Origin of the sequence: Candidatus Centipeda massiliensis (assembly GCF_900290285.1) — a bacterium.
Classification (GTDB): Bacteria; Bacillota; Negativicutes; order Selenomonadales; family Selenomonadaceae; genus Centipeda; species Centipeda massiliensis.
The window spans coordinates 110,458-132,434 of the sequence record NZ_LT985754.1; the positions used below are offsets into that span (position 1 = coordinate 110,458).

The following is a 21,977-nucleotide window of genomic DNA, read 5'->3' on the forward strand; positions in this document are numbered from 1 at the left end:
ATCAATTTACTCCTCCACAACTTCTATACTTTTAAATGTATACCTTTATCTCTTAAATTTTCTATGCAATCAGCCAGATATTCCATATTATGCTCTTTGTAAATTGGACTGCCTATAATTTCCTCTTTAAGATTATCGTACTTTTCTGCTGTCCTTCCTCTATAATTTTTATCTTTCCATTCCGCAGAAACATTATATCCTCTTTTTTCCATCTCCTCCATAACCAATACATGGTAAATAAAAAGATGATACGGGGAATATGTAAACACATAGTCCACAGTTTTATGTTTCTTTTTCCATCCATTGCCCCTCAGAGCACAACATTCCCTATGTTGTCCAAGAAGTTGATTTTTGGGCAATAAGTGGATAAGTTTTTCATGCCATAGTCTCATATTGTTCTCCTGTTAACAAAGTTGATTTTTCTAAGGAATCGCTGATAAAATGAAGCCCATTTAGATTGGTGTAGATTTTTTGTCCTGTCAAGAAGACAAACCTAACGCTGCAAAGGCTATGTGGAGGATTTGTCGACAAAGACAGGGCGAAAAAGATGCGCCAAGATAGTGGGCTGAATTTATCAGTGCCTCCCTAAATATTCATTAGGACGTTTCTTTCGTAAAGTGCTCAAACTTCGCACATCAAAAATATACGTCGCGCCTTGAAAACTCTGGCTCGAGTCCTCCATTGGATGTTTTTGTTGGTACTTAAATTATACCAAATGGATGTCGCTCATGCTGTTTTATTTGACCAAAACCTAGATACTTCAAGGCTTACAGTACATTATTTATCTGCGAAGTTTGAGCAATGAAAATATAGTAGGGAAAGACCCGTGCAGAAAAATTTTCCAAACAAAACGACGAGAACATCTCTGCTCTCGCCGGATCGCACTACATTTGAGACAGTCGCTCGTGCACCAAGGGCAGCAGCACCTTGTCAATCTCCCCGCGGAACTCATCATCGTCCAAATACTTCTCGCAGAACTCTTGGTTCTGCGTCATGCGCCGCAGCACAATGTTCATGATGTTTTCGTCGTAGACAATTTTGAAGAGGTCGAGCGTGTTCTTTGCCCGCAGCACCATCTCCTCATTGGCGGACATATCGTCCACCAGCTGTTCCAGTACTTTATCCATCTCCGTAAAGTTTGTGCCGAGGCGCTCGTTGAGACTGCGGATAATCTCGGACAGCTTTTCTTTTTCATCCGTAAGCGGCAAGCCGGACTGTGATCCATACGGCAGCACGCCCTCCCTCGCCTCAAGACCGATGGAACCTTCATAGACCCTTTGAAGGCGGTAATACTGCAGATTGACATCGCTTTCGATATTGGGAATACGTTCGGCTCGATCCTTGGGGATTTTCCGCGCCAATGCCTTGGCGAAGGCGTAGAACTTATGGAGCTTCACATCATCAAAGCAAATGATATGTGTGAGAAAGGAATAGGCGCGGACAAACTTCACCAACGTCCGACAGAAATCGTTCCGTTCCTGCTCGTCGGATAATTGCCGATATCTCTCTACCACCGGATCGAGAAAAGCATTCAGTTTTGCCAAGTCCATATTGCTCTGCTGCTTTTTCTCCTTGAAAAAGACCTTCGCAAACCCATCAATATCCCGCTCATCATACAGCATGGCACTGTCCAAAAAACGCTTCATATCATATACTACATTGGGGTCGGTGGTGTCGGAAACCGTGGTGGAGATGTAATACTCTTGGAATGCCTTTTGAATATCCCCCCGTGTGTTGACAAAATCCAAGATGAAGGTGTCGGTCTTGCCCTTGCACATACGATTGATACGGGATAATGTCTGTACCGCCTTAACACCGGAAAGCTGCTTGTCCACATACATCGTATGGAGCAGCGGCTGATCAAAGCCCGTCTGGTATTTTTCTGCCACCAGCAGGAGTTGGTAGTCACTCCCGGCAAAATTCTCCGGCAGTTGATCCTCAGGGAACTTGTTGATTTTTTCCTCTGTGTATTCCACCAGATCCCCGGTGATGTCATCCTTGACCACACCGGAAAATGCCACTAGCACGCCAAGATCGTCATACCCCATCTTTCTGATGTATTGCTCAAACTCGAAGTAGTAGCGGAGCGCATGGAGCCTTGATCCGGTGACAATCATTGCCTTTGCGCGACCGCCGATTTGCCCCATGACATGGCTGCGGAAATGCTCCACAATGATTTCCGTCTTTTGTCTCAGATTGTGGGGATGGAGACTCATGTATTTGCCCAGAGCCTTGTTCGCCTGCTTCTTGGCATATTCGGGATTTTCTTTTGTCTTCTTTCCCAACTGGAAATATGTTTCATAGGTGGTGTAGTTTTCAAGCACATCGAAGATAAAGTGCTCCTCGATGGCCTGACGCATACTGTAGATATGCCACGGCACCGGCTTCTTCCCCGGTACGGCGGTGCCGAACATCTCCAGTGTCTTTTGCTTGGGCGTTGCCGTAAATGCGAAGAAAGAGAGATTTTCCTGTCTGCCATGCGCGGCAATCTGCTTTCGAATTTCGTCAGCTAGTTCCTCATCCCGATCGGGCGTTTCCTCCTCTGCTCTCGCCTCTGCCGCAGCATACTCGTGAAGCCGCTGTTCGATCGCCTCCCCATCATGGATGGAAATATCTGCCAGCACTTCCTTCATGCGCTCGCTTGCCTTGCCGCTCTGGGACGAATGTGCCTCATCCACGATGATGGCGAATCGTCTGCCCGTGGTGCAAATCCGCTGCACATCCACGAAGGGGAACTTCTGCAGGGTGCAGACAATGATGCGCGCCCCTTTTTCCAAGACACTCGTCAGCTGCTTGGCATTGCGGCTTACGCGCACCACCACACCCTGCTTATGCTCCATGCTGAAGATGTCCTTTTGGAGCTGCTTATCCAGTACCCGCCGATCCGTAATCACGATAATGCTGTGAAAAATCACCTGTTCATCGGCATCATGAACACTTTCCAGATGATGAGCGAGCCAAGCGATGGAATTGGATTTACCGGAGCCGGCGGAGTGTTGAATGAGATAGCTATGTCCACTGCCACGCTGCTTGACATCCGCCACCAGTTTCCGCACCACATCCAGCTGATGATAGCGTGGGAAAATGATCCACTCATGACCGTTTTTCTTGTCCTTTTGCACTTGGACGAATCGCTGCAGAATATCTAAGAGGCTGTCCTTTTGCAGAACTTCCTTCCATAGATAGGATGTGCGATAGTCCCCCTCTATAGGCGGGTTGCCGGCAGAGCCGTCCGCATGGCCGCGATTGAACGGTAGGAACTGCGTGTCCAACTTGTCGAGCCGCGTGGTCATCCACACCTCGTCGGGATCCACGGCGAAATGCACGAGGGCGCGCTTCTTGAAGGACAGCAGCTTCTCACGAGGACTGCGGTCTTTTTGGTATTGCACAATGGCATCCTGATAGGTCTGCCCTTTGATCGGGTTCTTCAGCTCCATCGTGACGACAGGAATCCCGTTCACGAACAGCACCGTACCAATCGAATGTTCGCTGTTCATGGCATATTTTACTTGGCGTGTGATGGAGAGCCGGTTTTTCTCGTAGAGCGCAAGGGCGCTCTGATTCATGCGGCTTCCCGGTTTCCAGTAGGCCAGCCGCACCTCCACGCCGATATCGATGATGCCGTGGCGCAGACAGTCAATCGTGCCGCGCTTGTCCAGTTCAATGCCAACCCGATGCAGCAGGCTTTGAGCGGCAGCCTCCGCACCGTGTCGCCGGACGATGGCCTGCCATTTGTCCGGCTGCGTGTCCTGCACGAATGCGATGAGCATCTTCCCGTCCAACGCCAAAGCGCGGTCAAAGTCCTTCGGGTTGCCCTTGATATACCGCTCTGATTTCTTGCCCAAATGCGTGAGGCAGTATTCGATTTCACGCTCAAAGACACGCTCCGATGTATCGATCGGCATGACGATACCTCCTAAACAAGAAACATTTTGTCGGGAAAGATTATCATGGATACAAGAATGTTGGTATCAAGCATTACTCGCACGACGAATTCTCCCGCCTCTCTGCCCGGATTTCCTTCACCATACGGACAACATCATCTTCGGTATATAGCCCCACCTCCTCCGCAGCCCCCTGAAAAGCCGCCTGCACTTCCGTCAGTGCCGTCACAGGATCACTCGTGATGATAAGTTTCTCGCCATCGCGCACGAAAGCAACGCGATCGCCGCTGTTCAGTCTGAGTTGTCTGCGCACAGACAAGGGGAGCGTTATTTGTCCTTTTGCGTTAATCGTTGCCAACTCCATCTCAATTCCCTCCTCGTATGATACTTTGCTAAATCTTTATCTTGCCCGTCACTGCATCGTGAATCAGGATGCGGCGGTAGTCTTTCAGTTTTTGGATTTGCGCCTCAATATTTGCTTGCAAACGGTTGATCTTGGATTCCTGTTTTGATAGATAATTTACGATTTCTTTCTGTTCTTCTATGGGAGGAGCAACAAAAGGAATATGCTTGATATACTCTGCCTTAAAATCCCATTGATCGATTCTTATCCCATAGGAATCCCGTCCAAAAAATCCAACATAACATTTACTCCGTAGGGCATAATTGAAAAACTCCTTATTCTCAACGACCAAGTCATAAACATAATAAGCAGGGCTGACAATGCCGGCACAGGGAGCAACTCCATAAGAGCCTTGCCATGCCTTCATTTTATTCATAACAAATTGTCCCTCATCGACCATTTTGTAATTCGACAAGTCATCAGGAACGCGATTATGATTATCCGGTGAGCCGTCCGTTTCTCTATTTACAACTCCACGCTCCCGTTCCACAGAGAGTAAGGGAAATCCCCCGGGATTTTTCCTGTTATTTGGTTTCAAGAACGCCCTTAACGGTACAATCTGCCAATGCTCTGGCACGTCGCCAATCCAATCCTCACCGCTCGGTTTCATCGGCGCGGATTTATCCAGTCCCTTGGTGACGCATTCGGCAATAAGATCGCGTTTGTAGCAGGTGAGCATGGAGCTTTGGGATTGCAAATTGGCTACGGATTCGTCGATTTTCTTCGTGGAATCGTCTAAATACTCTACTATGTATGCTTGCTCGTCAATGTTATTTGGAAAGGTGATGACAAAATCTTGAAGCATGGGTAAGCGTACAGAATCAACTGTTGACCGCGCATTGCTACGGTCAATTTCCTTGTGAAAATTCTCTTGCAAAAAGTAATACAGATATTTTCCCGATACTCGCCGAAAGTTATGCAAATTGTAAACACGTTGATGATAGTCAAATTTTCCATTGGCATAATGAAAAATTCGACCCGCCCCAGCACCATCTCCCGCCATCAAAACAGCTTCCCCGTCAAAGCTGTATGAATTGATATGCTCAATAATAGGCGAACGAACATAAAAAGGGTACTTGCCAGAATCATCTCGGTCAACCGTATCTTTGTTCCCCGTAGAAATATCGCAGAGAAACTGAAGTCTTATTGAATCCCAATTAGAAGGAATATCCCCCGCCCAAATACTACCGCTATCCTTATACTCCGCATACCTATCGCGCATAAATCTCAATTCCCGTCTGTTTGATTTCCTCAGCAATGCGGGACTTCGGTTCGATATGTTTGATGTCGAACACATCCATATCTTTATCGTCCAGAGCCTCCCGCAGCTCCTCCACAAACCCCATGAATTTCAGACCGCGCAAATCACTGTCCACGAGCAAATCCACGTCGCTTGTTTTCGTTGCCGTCCCTTTGCCATAAGAGCCAAAGAGAATCGCCTGGCGAATCTGATGCCCTGCAAAAATCGGCTGTAATCGCTGCTTTATTTCGTCAAAAGTAAGAATCATCTGCGACATATCAATCCCTCCGATCTTCGAACAGGGCAGCAATGTCTTCCTGTATCTTTTTCCCGAGTGTCTCAATGTCCCGCAGTGTGCTTTCGGCATCTCCTACTTCCTCATAGTGGTAGAAATAGCGAGTAAAGGGTATCTCATAGCCCTTTTTCCGCTTGGACACATCCTCCCAGGCATCCGGCACATAGGGCAGAACCTCCCGCCGAATGTATTCCTCGATGTTCTGTTTCACGGGAATCTGCTCCGTGTCCCGAAGATCGGGGTCAGGCTCGGGATTGCCATCCTTGTCCAAGCAGATGTCCGCCGTTTCGTCCCGCTCGGCGAGTGCGGCAAGGATGGCTTTCTGAACATTGGGTTTTACGGCGATTTCGGCTCTTTTCAGCGTGTCCTTTAGGACACAGATAAATTCCTCCCGATTTTTATACAGCACTGTGCTATCCATAGCGGACAACGCTTGCAGAATATCCTGCTGCAGCCTTTCCCCGGCTTTGATTTCCTCTGCGGCGGCTTTTTCATCCCTGCGCCTGCTGGCGGCAAGATTGGTGAAGGGCTTTTGCTCCCGCAATCTGGCAATTCGTTCCGCGCTCACCTTGAAATTCAGTCGAAGGGGGCGCTCCATCGTTATCTTCCAATAGGCAAAGTCATCATTATCAAAAATCTGACAATGCTCTCCCGGCAGGAACGCGCCGTAAATTTTCGTCAAATCGTCAATGTGCTGTTCCGTCAAGAGTTTGCGTTTTTCGCCGAGGGGTTTTTTCATCCGCTCGAAAAAGGGAGTGCCGTCGATGAGTTGGATTTTCTGCTTGCGAACGCCGGACTTGCGATTGGTGACAATCCACACATAGGTCAAAATCCCCGTGTTGTAAAAAAGCTGGTCGGGAAGGGCGATGATGGACTCCAACATGTCCTGCTCGATGATCCACCGCCGAATCTCACTCTCGCCGCTCCCGGCATCCCCCGTGAAGAGCGGGGAGCCGTTGAACACGATGCCAATGCGGCTGCCGCCCTCGTCTGCGGGGAGCATCTTGCTGATCATGTGTTGGAGAAACAAAAACGCCCCGTCCGAAATCCTTGGAAGCCCCGCGCCGAATCTTCCGTGATCACCCTTTTCTTCCGCTTCGTCCCGAATGAATGCCTCATACTTCTTCCACTCCACGCCGAAGGGAGGATTGCAGAGCATATAATGAAACTTCTCCCTCTTCAAGGCGTCGTCCGTGAAACTGTTGCCGAGGTGGATGTTTTCATAGCCCTTGCCCTTAATCATGGTATCGGACTTGCAAATGGCATAGGTCTTTTCGTTGAGTTCCTGCCCATAGACCTCGATGAGTGCATTTTCGTTGAGTTCCCCTGCTTTTTCAATGCCGGCGGACAGCATCCCGCCTGTGCCGGCTGCAGGGTCATACAGCTTTGCCATAAAGAATGGCTCACAAATATGCTTCATGTCCGGATCAAAGAGGATGGACACCATGAGCCGGATGACCTCGCGGGGCGTGAAATGCTCTCCGGCGGTTTCGTTGGACATCTCCGAGAAACGGCGGATCAAATCCTCGAAAATATAGCCCATCTCATTGTTGCTCACGGCTTTCGGCGAAAGGTCAACATCGCCTGCAAATTTCTGCATGACCAGATACAGGAGGTTCGCCTTGTCCAAACGGTCAATTTGGGCGTAGATGTCAAAGGACTCCAGTATGGTGCGGGCATTTTCCGAAAAGCCCTTGATATAGTCGATCAGATTGTCCCGAATCAGTCCGGAATCGCTGGTCAGCGACTCAAAGGTGAATTCGCTGACATTGTAAAACTTATGCTTGCTGATGGCGGTCAGAAAGGGAGCCTTGTTCTTGTAGTGTATCCTCTTGTTTTCTGCCACGACCGCATCATGCGTATCTTTCAGGACGCTGTCCAAGCGACAGAGCACGGTAAAGGGCAATATAACATCGCCGTATTCGCTCTGCTTGTAGTCGCCCCGCAGAAGATCGGCGATTTTCCATATAAAGTCGGATGTCTTCGTATTCATCTATGTCAATTCCCTTCTGCCGTCTCCTTATACTTATCCAATATATACCATAACATATTCTGAAATAAACGGCAAATCCTCTGGAATCGCTGCAGGCAAACTCGTGCAAATTTTTCGTTCGATGGAGGGGCATAGCAGTCTATACGATATTGTTTCAAGATTCATAACGCAAAAACTCCCGAGGCTGCCCTCGGGAGTTTCGTATCTGTCGTTCTTGCCGATCAGCGCACGAACACGACGGAGCCGTTCATGAGCATCTGGCTCTGCGCGTTCGCGGCGAGGATGCGGTCGCCGTCCTCAACGGAGACGACGACGTTGACCGGGTTCGTGGAGTTGTTGCCGCCACGCACCTGCACCGCCTTTACGACGAGCGGGCTGCCGCCGACACGCGCGAGGCTCTGCGCCGCAGAGACGCTGGCGGAGTAGCCGACCATGCCCTGCGAGATCGCCTGATCGTAGTTGATGTTGCTGACGCCGTAGATGGCGCGGCCGTTCGTGTCATAGATGACGGGGGAGAAGCTGGGCTTGAGCCCCATGCCGCCCGCATCCACGATGACGCCCGTATAGCCAACGCCACGTGCCTGCACCTGCGTTGTAATCTCGGCCGTGATGGTGGCGGAGATGACCGGCGGAGGCGGGGTGGGCGGCGTGTTCGGACGAACGGCGGGCATGACGGCGGAGGCAAGTCCCTGCGTGCCATAGAGTGGCATGGACATGACAACGCGGTAGCTGCCATCCGGCATCGCCTGTTCCTCGACAACGACGGCGCCCTTGATGAGCGCGCTGACCTTGGTCTTGACGATATCGCTGCTGATGACAAAGTTCTCGACCGTCGTCTCGGCATCGACCTGAACGCCGCTCACCTGCTCGGCGAGGTTGCGCTGTGCATCGACGATTGCGGCACGGCGTGCCATGATGTTCGCCTTGGAGCCGTAGGTGCCCATCGGCGGCGTGCCGGCGCCCTCTGCCGTAATGACGCCATCCTCCCACAGCGTGGCGGCCTCGGTCGCCTGCATGATGGTGAGCGTTGGCAGCGCGGAATCAGGTGCCATCGAGAAGCCCGCGCCGAATACGAATGCGCCTGCGAGGGCACTGACAAGTGCTTTTTTCTTCAGGTTCTTCATTGTTATCGCTCCTTTATATCAGATCAAAAGCGCATGGGACTGTGCCCGGTTGTCCCTACTTTTTCCCTTTTTTGTTGACGCCCATCTTCGTAAAGATGCCCTCTTTGCCGTTGACGGCATCTCTGGTCGCCTTGGAAATGGCATTGAACGCCATCTCTTCGCTCACGCCCGTCGAGCCGATCATGATGACGCCGCTGTCCGTCGCGGCTCCTGCCGACACGCGCTTGGAGCTGCCCTTGCCCTGTCCGACGAGGACGACGCGCCCCGTCGCAACCTCGACCACGCGGATCGTGACGTTCGCCGTGACGCTTGCCTGGCTGCCGACGAGACCGCCGAGCAGGGCGCCGAGTGCCATGCTGTCATTCTTTGCCGAAAGGTTGGTGACGGCGCCAAAGATCTTATACTCCGCACCGCTCATGCCGCCAGTCTCTACTGCGCTGTCGGGACTGATGAGGCCGGTCATACCGAGGCTCTGCTCATCCACAAGCCCCTGAAACTCGATACGCTCAACCACTTGGAAGACATCGGGGCGGTCGCTGATGAGGGCAAAAAGCTCCTCGGTCGCAACGCCCGCGCGGTCACCGAACCCATCCCACTGATACGGCACTTTGTTCTGGAAGGGCATGATTGCAACCGTGGGATTGTCATACAGGCCTGCATGGCAGACGGATCCCATCATCAGTCCGCCAAGAAGGACGAGCACGCCCATCATTCTCTTAAACATAGAACTCCTCCTTAAACATGATCCCTAAGGAATCGCTGATAAAATGCAGTCCGTCAGATTGGCGTAGATTTTTTCGTCCGAACAAGGAGGCAAACCGGACGCATAGCCAAAGCTATGTGGAGGATTTGCCGACACAGTGCGGGCAAAAAAGATGCGTTAAGATGGCGTGGCTGAATTTATCAGTGCTTCCCTAACTTCCATGGGCTGCACCACGCGGTCAGGCGAATGATGGCTATGGGCAGAAAACACGCAGACTGCCTGCCGTGAGTGCATAAATGCTGACATATAAGATGTCCGTTCCTATTCTAACACAAATGAAATGAAATTGATACTGTACAAATTGACAGGTCGAAAAGTCCTATTTTCTGAAACATTAGAGGAATGACGCGGGTTTCAGGGTTTTTTCATACAGATCGGCATTGTCGTACGAAAAAATTTTTTCGCCAAATATTACGGACTGCATCCGATCTGTGCCGTCTTGCAAAAAGGAAAAACTGCTGCACGAAACGCTTCATGCAGCAGTTTGGTATCGATTTCGGTCAGCGCAGCGTGATCTTCAGCTCGCTGTCGCTGGTGCTTTCTACAAAGATGGAGAGGTTCGTGGTGCGCTGCAGCATCTGGAGGATCGTGAACGGCTTCTGCGAGGACGCAATGTCAATCGTCGTCTTGCCTGCGTTCGTGCCGCGCACGTAGACATCCTGCACGCCGCGCAGCCCCTTCAGCTCCTTCACGAGCTGCTCAACGAGGGAGAAGTCGTTCGCGCGTACGGTGAGCTGGATGCCGGAGAATGCGTTTGCCGCAGCCTTCAGGAACTGCTGCTCAAGCTTCTCCGCCGCCTTGACGGCCGCTGCCTGACGCGACTTGCGGCGCGCCAGCTCGGGGGTGTTCTCGACACCCTGTCCCTCGACGGAGTAGGTGCCGATGATGGTGCTCGTGCCGAAGGAGATGATCTTGAGATCGAGCTGCGTACGTGCCGAGGACATCGGCGATGTGACGTAGCCGCCGTGGTTGTCGGGGATCTTGATCGCGTAGCCGTCCGCGTGGCTGCGACCAATCACGAGATAGTCGATCGGACGGTCAGCGGTGTTCGTGCCGTACGGGAGCCGGCTGTCGCCGCGATAGACGGCGTTCAGCACAGCAGAGTCCTGCAGCTGCGAGAGGAGGCTCACATCGACGACGTGCTTGAAGCCGACCGTGAGCAGGCGCTCATTCAGCGCGGTCTCAAGGATCGTATCATGACCGCGTGTCGTCGCTGCCTCGTAGTAGTTCTGGCTGTCGTTATCGTCGGTGAGGATGACGACACCGATGCGCGGGTCGCTGAGGCGCATGACGGCATCCATGCGCTTCATGAACGGCGAGTTCGCGTCGGTGTTCACATCGACGCTTGCGCGGACGCGGTACTCGCCGCCGCTGACGGACTCACTGAGGACATTGATGTTCTGGACATAGCCCTGTGCATGCGTGAGGATCTCGTCCAGCTCCACGGAGGTATTCGAGACGACCGTGTCGGAGTTCAAATACATCCCGGCAACCTGCTCGACCGCCATGCGTGCCGCGTCGCGCATCGCGGAGTCGCGGTCAACACCGACGCCCTCGACCGTGACAGTCTGGGCGAATGCGGTCTGTACCATTGCCATACAGAGGGCGAGCGCGATGAGTAGTTTCTTCATAACGTGTGGATGCTCCTTTCTAAAGGTCAAAGGAATGCACGTGTTTTCTGCATTTTTATCATACCACAAAAAAGCGTAAACGTATAGAAGAGAAAATGAATGCGGTACAAAAAGTGCCGCAGCCTTGTACTGCGGCACTCTCGGCAATGGGATTGCCGTTACTTTTTCTTGTGATCCAGCTCGGCGAGGTCGAGGTTCTGCGAGGAACGCACGAAGTCGTTGAAGTCCTCCACAACCTCGTTGCCGTCTTCCTGACCTGCGACATAGCCGCGGAACGTGCCAATGAAACGGTTGAGGTTCGACTTGTAGGAGCCGAGCGCGGGTACATCGGGGATCTTGGCCGCGAGTTCATTGATCTCCGTGATTTTCGCCTCGGCGGCAGCCTTGTCGATGTTTTCGTTGTCAAGCATATCGGCAAGCTCGCGCACCTTCATGTTCAGTTCGAGGAAGGCGGCGGCGTTCACACGTCCCTCCTTGCGCATATCTTCGAGGCGGGCAAGCTGCACTTCCTTGAAATGTGTCGTGACAGCGGCGTCGAACTTGTCGTACGCAGGCTCGAATGCGTCGTAGAGCGGGAGATACTGCGCAGTCATCTGCGTCGCGGCAGCATAGTCGTCCGCCATGTAGCCCTTCGAGGAGTAGTAGCTCTCCATCTTGTCTGCGAGCGGGGCGAGATCCTTGAGGATCGCAAGCACGGCGTCCGCCTCCGCGTCGATGTCCGGATAGACGCCCGCGGTCTGCGGATTCGCACGCGCTTCTTCGAGATTCTTCTTCAGATCGGTGAAGTGCGGGAGGGTGACGTAGGTCATACGCTTGCCGCTGTGCATATCCTCGAGAGAGGGCGTGATGGCGTAGTCGAACGTGACGATGAAGCGATTGTAGTCGTTCGTCGCGTCGAGGTAGGGCGAGATCGCATCGATCTTGTCCTCGGTCGTGTTGCCGGCGAGCAGTGCGCTCACGCCTGCGGCGGGGTCTTCGCCCTTGTTGCTGCCGAAACAGCCCGTGAGGAGTGCAGCGGGTGCGCACAGGAGACTGCCGACGGCGAGGATGGAGAGTGTACGACGGATGGAATAAAACATAAAGATCCTCCTTTAAAACAGGACACGCAGCGTACGTGTCAATGAAACAGACGAGATACGCGTGGAGGCTCGTCTAACGCTCATAACACTCATAAGTATAGCGAAACAAAACGTTTGGTTCAAAATCAGGTCGATAGTTCCGCAATGACTGAATCAATATGCCTGTCCGCATTGCCTATGGAACAATGACGACACCCCAGTCGCGTGCCCCGCCATCCCCACGCACGGCATGGCGGCGCGCCTGCTCCGCCCGCCGCTCCGCACGGCGCAGCGCCGCCCACAGCGCATCGTCCGTCTTGTCCGACGCGTCCCACGCGCTCATGAGATCGTTCACCGCCTCGTCATACTTCCCCTCATCATAGCGGATCCTGCCGCGGTACTCATAGAGCCGCCAGACGGGGTAGGGACTGCCTGTATGCGGCGTGCGCTCCGCCGCCGCAAAGTCGGCAAGGGCGAGCGCACTGCTGCTGCGCGCGTAGTAGGCACGTCCGCGCAGGACGTAGGCATAGGCGCGCGCATCGCCCGTAACGCTCGGGTCTTGGAGGAGCAGCGAGAGATCGGCGACGGCGTGTTCCGTCTCACCGCGCTCGATCATCGCCGTCACATCCGCGAAGACGGCATCCTGTCCGCCCTCGCCTGTGTATGCCGCCGTGCGCCGCTCCCGTGCGGCATCCCCATAGACCTCAAAGCCGCGCGGCGCAGCCGGCTGCTGATACGCTGCACGGCTTCTCAACGCCTCGTTCGCCGTGCGCAGCTCATCACGCTCCTGCCGCAGACGCTCCAGCTCCGCCTTGTCCCCCGCAAGCGCCTTGAGGTCGATGCCGTCCGTGTCCACGGAGCAGACGAGATGAATGCGATAGCGCCACGCATCGCCGACCAGCTCGGGCGTCACCTTCTCGTCCAGGACGCGCAGCACGGCGGCAGCGACCGTACGCACCTCATCGCGCGTCAGCGTATAGCCCTGCACTTCGCTCGTGCTCTCGATGTAGATGCCCGCCCGCTCGGTCGCCGCGCGCATCGCCTCCGTACGTGCGGCATCCCGCGCCGTTTTCGGCGTGTCGCTGTCGCCCATCACATAGACGCCGTCCGCCTCGATGATCTCAGGCGCAGCACAGACGGGTGCGGCGCTGCAGAGGCTAAGTGCGCAGACGGCGGCGCACAGAATATTTTTCAACATGATACTCACTCCCGTATGTATTGTTCCAAAGGAAGATTAAGCAGCAATGAAAGAGAAATGAAGCGGATGTTGTTTTTGTGCGCAGGAAGGAATTTGAAAGAAAACGTAGAATTATTAAAATATATACATTTTAATCTTTTTGGAGGTGTTATCAATGAAACGATTTTGTTTGCTGCTCATCGGTCTTTTTGTGTTTTCCCTGTCTGCGGTCGGATTCGCGAACTATCCGATGTATCTGAACGGCGACCGCGACCTCATTCTCTGCGACGGGCACATGGGGACGGCATGGTACGTTGACCGCACCTCGCTGGTTGTACAAAAGTACGAACCGCCGCAGTACATCATCGCGGTGAATGTCCTCACGGCACGGAGCGCCATCGGCAATGAAGATGATTTCTACAGCGGCGGCAGGGGTACCGTGACGGATGTGCGTACCATGCGCTTCTTCTACAACTGGGATCTGCGGCAGATGTACGTGGCAAAGGAGGGAGCGGACGACTGGCGGCTCCTGCCGCCGCAGGGATCGTGGGCGGAGACGGGCATTTCGATGCCGGCGGGCGAGATCGCATTCTACCTGGCCTATCATACAAAATTCTACGGCAGCAAGCCCTTTTACAATTCGTTCCTCAAGCGCAGCACGACGGTCTACAACGACGACTTCTACACGCGGATCCCATGAGAAATACGGAATCCGCGAAGCTTGCACGCATGGGCTTTTTCCGCATGAAAATTTTTCTTGCAACAGGGTTGACATGAGCGCCGCCCTCGGTTATAATTCCACTATCGCCTGTGCGGCGGTATGCTGATTTAGCTCAGTTGGTAGAGCAGCTCATTCGTAATGAGCAGGTCGTAGGTTCAAGTCCTATAATCAGCTCCATTTGAACAGCAAGGACTCCCGAGAGATCGGGAGTCTTTTTTTGTGTCATACACTTGCGGATCAACAGCAAAAGCCGCCCTGCAGAAATGGGCAGGGCGGCTGAGGTACGCAGCGATTCCTCTATTGCAGGAGGGGATCCTCCTCTTCGTGATAAACAACTCCGTGCTGATAATCGTACGGGGCACCGATGTATACGGAGGCGGTGCGGATCGCACCATGTCCGTCCGGCCCCTGTACAACGTGCGCATGCCACTGGAGCGGAGTCAGAATCACACCGCCGTCGCCGGGACCGAGCTCCATGTCCTCATCATAGCCCTCGACACCGGCGGGCTTAAACGTGTAGTAGGAGCCATCGTCTCCAAGCCCCCGCTGATGAAGAAACGACTGCCAATAGCCATACTCCTGCCCGATCTCCTGAACTTCGTCAGCAATCTGATGATAGAGGTTCTGCGTTGCAGCCTCGCCGTCCTCTGTCACGTACAGCAGCGTCCATCCGGAGACTGCGCCGGTCGGCCAGTTCTTTGCATGGCGCCAATAGGAAATCCACAGCTCTTCCTGCGCGTTGAATGCCTCATTCCACCGTGTAAAGAGAACAACTCCATCGAAATTGTAGTAGTCGTAGTATCCGGGATTTCTCTTCCAACCGTTTGGAATCAGCACGTTGTCCTGTAAATCCTTCACGCTCTGCGATACTCGCTCGTGCACGGGAATCCCGAACGGCGTGATCGTCGGATGACCTTCGTACCGCCCCGTCATCCACCGCAGGGCAAGCGGCGTTTCCGCAAAGGCGGGCGACACGCTCCCGCCAAGGAGCACCATCATCGCCAAAACACAAAGCCCCGCCCGCAGCACAGCTGTGCGCCGCATGAAATCCAACTTCATCGTAGAACCTCCTTCACATCTCAAAAAATATGCTAAAATCATATTATATGGGCGAAAACTTCTTGTCAATAGGATTAAAGTTCCATTGTAATCTCGGATTATTTTATGTAAGTGAACTTTTCCCGTCTTGACGCGTTCCTTAATTTCGTTGTAAAATTGCCATGGTCGTGTTTTATTAGGAATCAATATGCAGGAGGCAGATTTTATGGGAAAGAAAATGAATCGGCGTTCTCTGGCTCTTTTTGTCGCCCTCGCATTGTCCTCGGGGGGGGGGCACTCATCTCTCCTCAGACGACATTTGCGGCAGAGGTAACGATCTCGGATCCGAGCGATGCGCGTCTCAATCAGGCGGAGCTGGCGGGCGGAGCATCGACGGGACCCGGAGACAATACCCCCATCGTGGGCAATCTGCTCACATTCAAGAATGTCAGCTTCATGGGCACGGGCTACTACACGGGCATAGGCTACGGCGGGCGCAACTTTGCGGGCACCGTCGTCGAGCGCAACCGCATTCATGTCGACGGGGCGCAGGTGAAGATTGCGATTGGCGGTAGCGGGCTGAACGGCGCGGTGCGCGATAATACGGCGCTCGTTTACAACCTCTCAAAGGTTCAGACGGCAAAAGGCGGTGAGGCGAACGGCACGGGGCAGGAGAATACGGCGAGCGGCAATCATCTCGGTGTGATCAGCTCCGTCGTGCAGAGCGGCTACGGCGGTCTCTCGACCTATGGAACGGCGGAGAAGAATACGGTCGAGATCAGCGGCGGCGCTTTCATGCAAAATGTCTACGGCGGATCGGGTGGCTTTTCTTCGCCGCTGGCTACGATTCGCGAGAACAGTGTGACCATCGAGAACGCGACGTTCCAAGACCTTGGCGCACAGTTCCCCGGTTCGATTGACCACACGAAGGAGATTGCGGGCGGCGTTGTCCAGAGCATCGTCGGCGGCATCGGCAGCACGATCTCGGAGAACAGTGTGACCATCAAGAGCGGTACGATCGGCGTGCCCGTCTACGGCGGCAAGTCGTACAACGGCGCAACGGTGACGAAAAACAAGGTGGTTCTCACGGGCGGCACATACACCGATCTCATCTACGGCGGCGACGCGCATACGGAGGCGTCAGAGAACGAGGTGCACCTGACGAATGTGACGGTTCCGGCGGTCTTTGGCGGCAGCGCCGCGATTGCAAACAACAACAAGATCTATCTAAACGGCGGCGTAACGGTCACACAGTCGATTGTCGGCGGTGACGGCACGACCAGTACGGGCAACACGCTGACCGTGAAGGGCGTGAACACCGTACAGGATCGCATCAAAGAGGTGCAGAAATACGCCTTTGATATTGCGGGTGTGGCGAGCACGGCAAATCCGCTGCTGACGGTCGGCGGCGCGGTACAGACGGATATGGACTGGACGCAGCTATCTGTGACTGGAACGCCCGCAGCATCCCTTTTGAACCAAACAATCACGCTCATGCGGCAGAGTGGATCGGACATCGCGTTCGGATTGACCTATAATGGGAAAAAGGTCGCGACGGATGATGGCGTCGAACACATCGTCGACACGGACACGCAGGCGTCCACGGCACATGAGATTACGTCTACAAGCTACGCATTCAAGGGGCAGACAACTCCGTCGCAGATCGGCACAGACACTTGGGGCGGACGCTCCGTCGGCGGCAACTCCACGCGTGAGAATACGATTGAGCTTTCGAGCGGCACGCATACGGATGTCTACGGCGGCTGGACGACAGGCACGGGCACGACAGCGGAAGACAAGGACGCGAGCTACAAGAATATCGTCACGGTAAAGAGCGGCGCGACGGTCACGGGCGATGTCTACGGCGGGTCTGCGGCAAACGGTGCGGCGCACGACAATACGGTGCATATTGACGGCACGACCATCGGCGGGGCTGTCATCGGCGGGCGTGGCAGCACGGCGACGAACAACACCGTCCAGCTGACGAATGCTGCGGTTGGCGGTACGGTTACAGGCGGCATGGTCGGCACGGCGGCGGGCGGTACGGACAACACGCTGCGCGTCAAGGGCAACAGCACCGCCGCACAGATGNGCACGGCGACGAACAACACCGTCCAGCTGACGAATGCTGCGGTTGGCGGTACGGTTACAGGCGGCATGGTCGGCACGGCGGCGGGCGGTACGGACAACACGCTGCGCGTCAAGGGCAACAGCACCGCCGCACAGATGAATGGCTTCCAGAAGTTCCACTTTGACCTCGCAGGGGCAAGCACGGCAACGCCGATGCTCGGCATCACGGGGACGGCGCGCACATGGCTGGACTGGGCGCAGCTCACAACGGACGGCTCGGGCGCAGGGGTGACGCTTCTCTCCAATCCGCACGGTCTGGATGTGGCGAACTACACGGGCGCAATCACAACGACGACGGATACGACGGAGCGCAACATCGACACGGACACGCATTCGGATACGAACGTGACAAGTATCCGCGCGGAGTCGTATCAGTTCGCAGGGGTGACGGCACCCGTGACGCTCGCGGGCGATGCGAACGGCTACGGCGGCATCTCGCGTGCGGGTAACTCCACGCGCAATAATGCGGTAGAGCTGACCTCGGGCAGCTATGCCGACTTCTACGGCGGTCATACGAGCGGCGCTGGCACGACGCAGACGGATAAGAACGACAGCCATGACAATACCGTCACGGTCAAGAGCGGCGTGACCGTAACGAATGTCTACGGCGGATTTGCGGCAAACGGTGCAGCAACGAAGAATACCGTGCACATCGACGGTGGCAGCCCCCTTGGTGATGTCATCGGCGGACACGGCAGCACGGCGACGAACAACACTGTGACGGTGACCAACGGCTCTGCGGCAGCAGTCATTGGCGGGCAGTCGACCGGCGATGCGACGGGCAATGTCGTGACGCTGGGCGGCAATTTCACAGGAAACCTCACGGGTGCTGTTTCGACGACGGGCGCAGCCTCGCACAATACGCTCGATCTCGGCACCTTTGACCTCGCGGGCAATGTGACGGGCGGCAGCGGCACAGCGGCGGCGGGCAACGTGATTGCCCTGCGCGGCACGCACGTCACGGGCACCGTGACAGGCGGACGCGTCGGCGGTACGGCGGGCGGTGTGAACAATACGCTTGCTGTATACTACAATGCGGCGCGCTCCTCGGAGATCGGAGACTTTGCGGGCGTGCAGAATCTCCATTTCTACCTCGGGGATGCGGCAGCAAATACCGCACCCACGCTGCTGAAGCTGACGAATGCAGGCGGCGACAAGGATGTAAGCGGGCTGAAGATCCGCGTCGGACGAAGCGGTGCAGCCGCAAAGCTCCAAAAGGGCGATACGTTCACGCTGATGGAGAATGCGGCGGGCAACATCACGGGGGATGCCGCACGCGTTACGGGCGAGGGCATGGACGGCGTGTCGCGCCTCTATCGCTTCGCGGTTGCGCCCGATGCAGCGAATCGGAACAAGCTCATCGCAACGGTGACGAGTGTCGGGTTTGCCGAGCAGGCGAAATCCTTCGTCGAGACGCGTGCGGGTGCAGCGGCGTTCCTCGGCAGCGGCGGAGATTTCCTCGTGGAGACGGCACTGCCGTCGGCGCAGAAGGAGGCTGCAAGACAAGGTGCGGCAGACGGTGGCAGCTATGCACTCTGGGCAGGCATGGGCGGCAATGCAATGAAGTATAAGACCGGCTCCCATGTCGATATGAAGGGCTGGAGTCTCGGTGTCGGCTGGGCGCGTCCGCTCGCCGTGGCGGAGGGAACGCTCACCTTTGGTCCATTCGTCGAGTATGGCCGCGGCAGCTACGACTCCTACCTCGACGACGGCACGCACGCGGATGGCACGGCAAGCTATCTCGGGCTCGGCGTTATGGCAAAGCTCAAGACGACGGATGGCACATGGGCAGAAGCGTCCATGCGTCTGGGGCGTACAAAGAGCGACTATGCGGGCGTCTTGGACGGCACCGCCGCCAGCTACGACAGCGCAAGCAGTTACTATGCGGGGCATCTTGGCATCGGCAAGGAACTGCGTCTGCGCGAAAAGGACACACTGAATGTGTACCTGCGCTATTTCCACGCGCATACGGGCGCTGCGGACGAGACGATCTCCACGGGCGAGCGTTATCATTTCGATGCGGTGAATTCGCACCGCACACGCCTCGGCCTACGCTGGACGCAGGAGTTGAAGGATGCGGCACAGCTTTATGCAGGACTTGCATGGGAGTACGAGTTCGGCGGCGATGCACGCGCAAGCTACGACGGCGAAGGGACACCGACCCCCACGCTCAAGGGATCAAGCGCCCTCCTCGAACTCGGCTACCGCTTCGCACCGAAGGCGAGCCGCGTGAGCTATGACCTCCACCTTACGGGCTGGCAGGGCAAGCGCCAGGGCGTTACGGGCGGCGCATCGGTAAACTGGATGTTCTAAACGATGATTGTATAAAAATGGGATGACCGCAGAAAGCTGCTAAACTTTCTGTGATCATCCCATTTTCCATTTGCAGAATTATGTGGTAGAATGTATTTGAATAAAATCCGTGCGGAGGACTTTTGCAATGCAGGGGCAACGACGTGTCTACTTTTATGCCGTTAGCGCGGTCGTGATCTGGTCGACGACGGCGGCACTGGTGAAGAGTCTGCTCACGGCGATCCCGACATTTGAGGCGCTCTTTCTGAGCACGCTCGCTGCGAGCCTCTTCCTGCTCGTCGTGCAGCTTGTGCGCGACGGGGGGCGCATATTTCGTATCTATGACATACGCGGCTATGCGGCTATGGCGGGGCTCGGTTTCCTCGGGCTTTTCCTCTACTCGGGGCTGTACTACTACGGGCTTTCGCAGCTGACCTCGCAGGAGGCGTGCCTCCTCAACTATCTCTGGCCGATGATGATTGTCCTCTTTGCCGCGCTGCTCCTCGGGGAGCGGATTACCCTGCGCACCGCCGTCGCACTCCTCCTCTCGTTCTCCGGTGTGGTGGTACTCACCCTCGGCGGGGAGGGCAGCGCCGAGGGAAACGGGCTGCTTGGCACCGCCGCCTGTCTGCTCGCAGCCCTCTGCTACGGACTCTTTTGTGTGCTGAACAAGCGGCGGAACATCGACCAGACGGTGATGATGATTCTGGCGTGGGGAGTGACGGCGGTCTGCTCGCTGCCCGTAACGCTGCTCACGGAGGAGTGGGTCACACCCATGTGGACACAGTGGCTCGGTCTCTTGTGGCTCGGTGTATTCATTGATGCCGTGGGTTATCTCTGGTGGGCGATGGCACTGCAGGGGGCGCGGAACTCGGCGATGGTTGCAAACCTCGCCTACGCTGTGCCGCTCCTCTCGCTCGTTGTCTCTGCCATAACGCTTGGTGAGGAGATGAGCAGCGCGGCGTTCCTCGCACTCGTGCTCATCATGGGCGGGATCCTCTTGCAGAGTGTGCGGCGAGGGAAGGTGCGTTGAAAAACAAAAGGAGGGCTGCTCTCGGAGCGCCCCTTCCACCGCTTACGCGGTCCCCCTCCCCCGTTGTGAACGGGGGAGGCTGAGGTTACGGCATATTAGGGAATCGCTGATAAAATGAAGTCCGTCAGATTGGCGTAGATTTTTTCGTCCGAACAAGGAGGCAAACCGGACGCATAGCCAAAGCTATGTGGAGGATTTGCCGACGAAGTGCGGGCAAAAAAGATGCGTCAAGATGGCGGTGCTGAATTTATCAGTGCTTCCTTAGCTTCCCCCGCCGAAGCGGGGGAAGTGGCGAGCTTGCGAGCCGATAGGGGCGCCCCAAATGAAGCCTTTATTCCTCCGGCAGCGCCGCATGCAGCACATCACCGATCGGCTCACGGATGACCAGCTCGGCGCGGGCATCGGCACGCGTCTCGCTCTTGTTGATAAGGACAAGGTGACTGCCGCGGAAGTAGTCGATCAGTCCCGCCGCAGGGTAGACGATGAGCGACGTACCGCCGATGATGAGCGTGTCCGCCGCACGGATGGCGGCGACAGCGCCCTCAATGGTCGCTGTGTCAAGACTTTCCTCATAGAGTACAACATCGGGGCGGACAATGCCGCCGCAGCTGCAGTGTGGGATGGGGCGATGGTGGAGGATGTAGTCGAGCCCGTAATGCGCGCCGCAGTCCATGCAGTGCGCACGGCGGATCGAGCCGTGCAGCTCGTAGACCGTCTTTGAGCCTGCCGCCTGATGGAGCCCGTCGATGTTCTGTGTCACCACCGCCGCGAGAATGCCGCGCCGCTCCAACTCTGCGAGCGCGTAGTGCCCCGGATTCGGCTCCGCTGCGAGGTAGACAAAGCGCCGCCGATAGAAGTCGAAGAACTCGGCGGGATGCGCCATGAGGAAGCTGTGCGATGCCATCTGCTCAGGTGCGAACTCCTGATGCAGCGTCTCGCTGTAGATGCCGCCCGCGCTGCGAAAGTCGGGAATCCCCGACTCTGTGGACATACCCGCCCCGCCGAAAAAGACCGCGCGGCGGCTCTCTGTGAGGATTTCTCTGAGTGCTGCAATCGTGTCCATCGTGTACCTCCTTGCTTGACAATTTTTTGTGGATGAGTATAATGAAACTATAAAAAGAGTGACTGGTGATTGGACCCGCCGGTCTCTCCCTCAAAGTTTTATCTTTCGTGAAGACAGAGCCGACGTGAACCG

At 55.3% G+C, this 21,977-nt stretch carries 15 protein-coding genes and 1 tRNA gene; 3 read left to right on the forward strand and 13 right to left on the reverse strand.

Going from position 1 to position 21,977, the window contains the following annotated elements; all coding sequences use genetic code 11:
- Nucleotides 1-23: 23 nt before the first annotated feature.
- The 11 genes from C8273_RS00615 to C8273_RS00675 all read right to left on the reverse strand — a co-directional run bounded on the left by C8273_RS00615 (nt 24) and on the right by C8273_RS00675 (nt 13,589).
- Nucleotides 24-392, reverse strand: a complete 369-nt coding sequence (locus C8273_RS00615; RefSeq protein WP_106625949.1) for a TIGR02328 family protein — start codon at nt 390-392, stop codon at nt 24-26.
- A gap of 492 nt (nt 393-884) precedes the next feature.
- A complete protein-coding gene (locus C8273_RS00625; RefSeq protein WP_106625950.1) occupies nt 885-3,905 on the reverse strand; it encodes a type I restriction endonuclease subunit R in 3,021 nt (1,006 codons plus the stop codon).
- 73 nt (nt 3,906-3,978) lie between these two features.
- Complete coding sequence (locus tag C8273_RS00630) at nt 3,979-4,248, reverse strand: AbrB/MazE/SpoVT family DNA-binding domain-containing protein (protein WP_021771954.1); 270 nt, start codon at nt 4,246-4,248, stop codon at nt 3,979-3,981.
- 28 nt (nt 4,249-4,276) lie between these two features.
- Entirely contained in the window at nt 4,277-5,509 is a 1,233-nt protein-coding gene (locus tag C8273_RS00635; RefSeq protein ID WP_159060721.1) for a restriction endonuclease subunit S, read from the reverse strand.
- A complete protein-coding gene (locus C8273_RS00640) occupies nt 5,499-5,804 on the reverse strand; it encodes a nucleotidyltransferase family protein (protein WP_106625952.1) in 306 nt (101 codons plus the stop codon). The genes C8273_RS00635 and C8273_RS00640 overlap by 11 nt, the downstream gene beginning before the upstream one ends.
- A gap of 1 nt (nt 5,805) precedes the next feature.
- Nucleotides 5,806-7,815, reverse strand: a complete 2,010-nt coding sequence (locus C8273_RS00645; protein ID WP_106625953.1) for a type I restriction-modification system subunit M — start codon at nt 7,813-7,815, stop codon at nt 5,806-5,808.
- 221 nt (nt 7,816-8,036) lie between these two features.
- Nucleotides 8,037-8,939, reverse strand: a complete 903-nt coding sequence (locus C8273_RS00650) for an LPP20 family lipoprotein (RefSeq protein ID WP_106625954.1) — start codon at nt 8,937-8,939, stop codon at nt 8,037-8,039.
- A gap of 55 nt (nt 8,940-8,994) precedes the next feature.
- Nucleotides 8,995-9,663, reverse strand: a complete 669-nt coding sequence (locus C8273_RS00655) for a CsgG/HfaB family protein (RefSeq protein WP_106625955.1) — start codon at nt 9,661-9,663, stop codon at nt 8,995-8,997.
- A 539-nt stretch (nt 9,664-10,202) separates the two neighbouring features.
- Nucleotides 10,203-11,333 carry a hypothetical protein gene (locus C8273_RS00665; RefSeq protein WP_106625957.1) on the reverse strand — a complete coding sequence of 377 codons (1,131 nt, stop codon included), beginning with the start codon at nt 11,331-11,333 and terminating at the stop codon, nt 10,203-10,205.
- A gap of 158 nt (nt 11,334-11,491) precedes the next feature.
- Nucleotides 11,492-12,412, reverse strand: a complete 921-nt coding sequence (locus tag C8273_RS00670) for a DUF3829 domain-containing protein (protein ID WP_106625958.1) — start codon at nt 12,410-12,412, stop codon at nt 11,492-11,494.
- 175 nt (nt 12,413-12,587) lie between these two features.
- The gene (locus tag C8273_RS00675) at nt 12,588-13,589 is read right to left on the reverse strand and encodes a hypothetical protein (RefSeq protein ID WP_106625959.1); all 1,002 of its coding nucleotides are present in this window, start codon (nt 13,587-13,589) and stop codon (nt 12,588-12,590) included.
- A 154-nt stretch (nt 13,590-13,743) separates the two neighbouring features.
- Between C8273_RS00675 and C8273_RS00680 the strand changes: the two genes are divergently transcribed.
- Both C8273_RS00680 and C8273_RS00685 read left to right on the forward strand, forming a co-directional pair.
- On the forward strand, nt 13,744-14,268 hold the full coding sequence (locus C8273_RS00680; protein WP_106625960.1) for a hypothetical protein: 525 nt from the start codon (nt 13,744-13,746) through the stop codon (nt 14,266-14,268).
- 122 nt (nt 14,269-14,390) lie between these two features.
- Nucleotides 14,391-14,466 (forward strand) — tRNA-Thr (locus C8273_RS00685).
- 120 nt (nt 14,467-14,586) lie between these two features.
- Here C8273_RS00685 and C8273_RS00690 read toward each other — a convergent pair.
- Nucleotides 14,587-15,348, reverse strand: coding sequence for a hypothetical protein (locus tag C8273_RS00690; protein ID WP_106625961.1), 762 nt, complete (start codon nt 15,346-15,348; stop codon nt 14,587-14,589).
- A gap of 4,549 nt (nt 15,349-19,897) precedes the next feature.
- On the opposite strand from C8273_RS00690, the gene C8273_RS00700 reads away from it, so the two are divergent.
- Entirely contained in the window at nt 19,898-20,782 is an 885-nt protein-coding gene (locus tag C8273_RS00700; RefSeq protein WP_106625963.1) for a DMT family transporter, read from the forward strand.
- Nucleotides 20,783-21,113: 331 nt separating this feature from the next.
- Here the strand turns inward: C8273_RS00700 and C8273_RS00710 are convergent, their stop codons facing one another.
- Nucleotides 21,114-21,845 (reverse strand): NAD-dependent protein deacylase, encoded by a 732-nt coding sequence (locus C8273_RS00710; RefSeq protein WP_106625964.1) that lies wholly within the window; start codon nt 21,843-21,845, stop codon nt 21,114-21,116.
- Nucleotides 21,846-21,977: the final 132 nt, after the last annotated feature.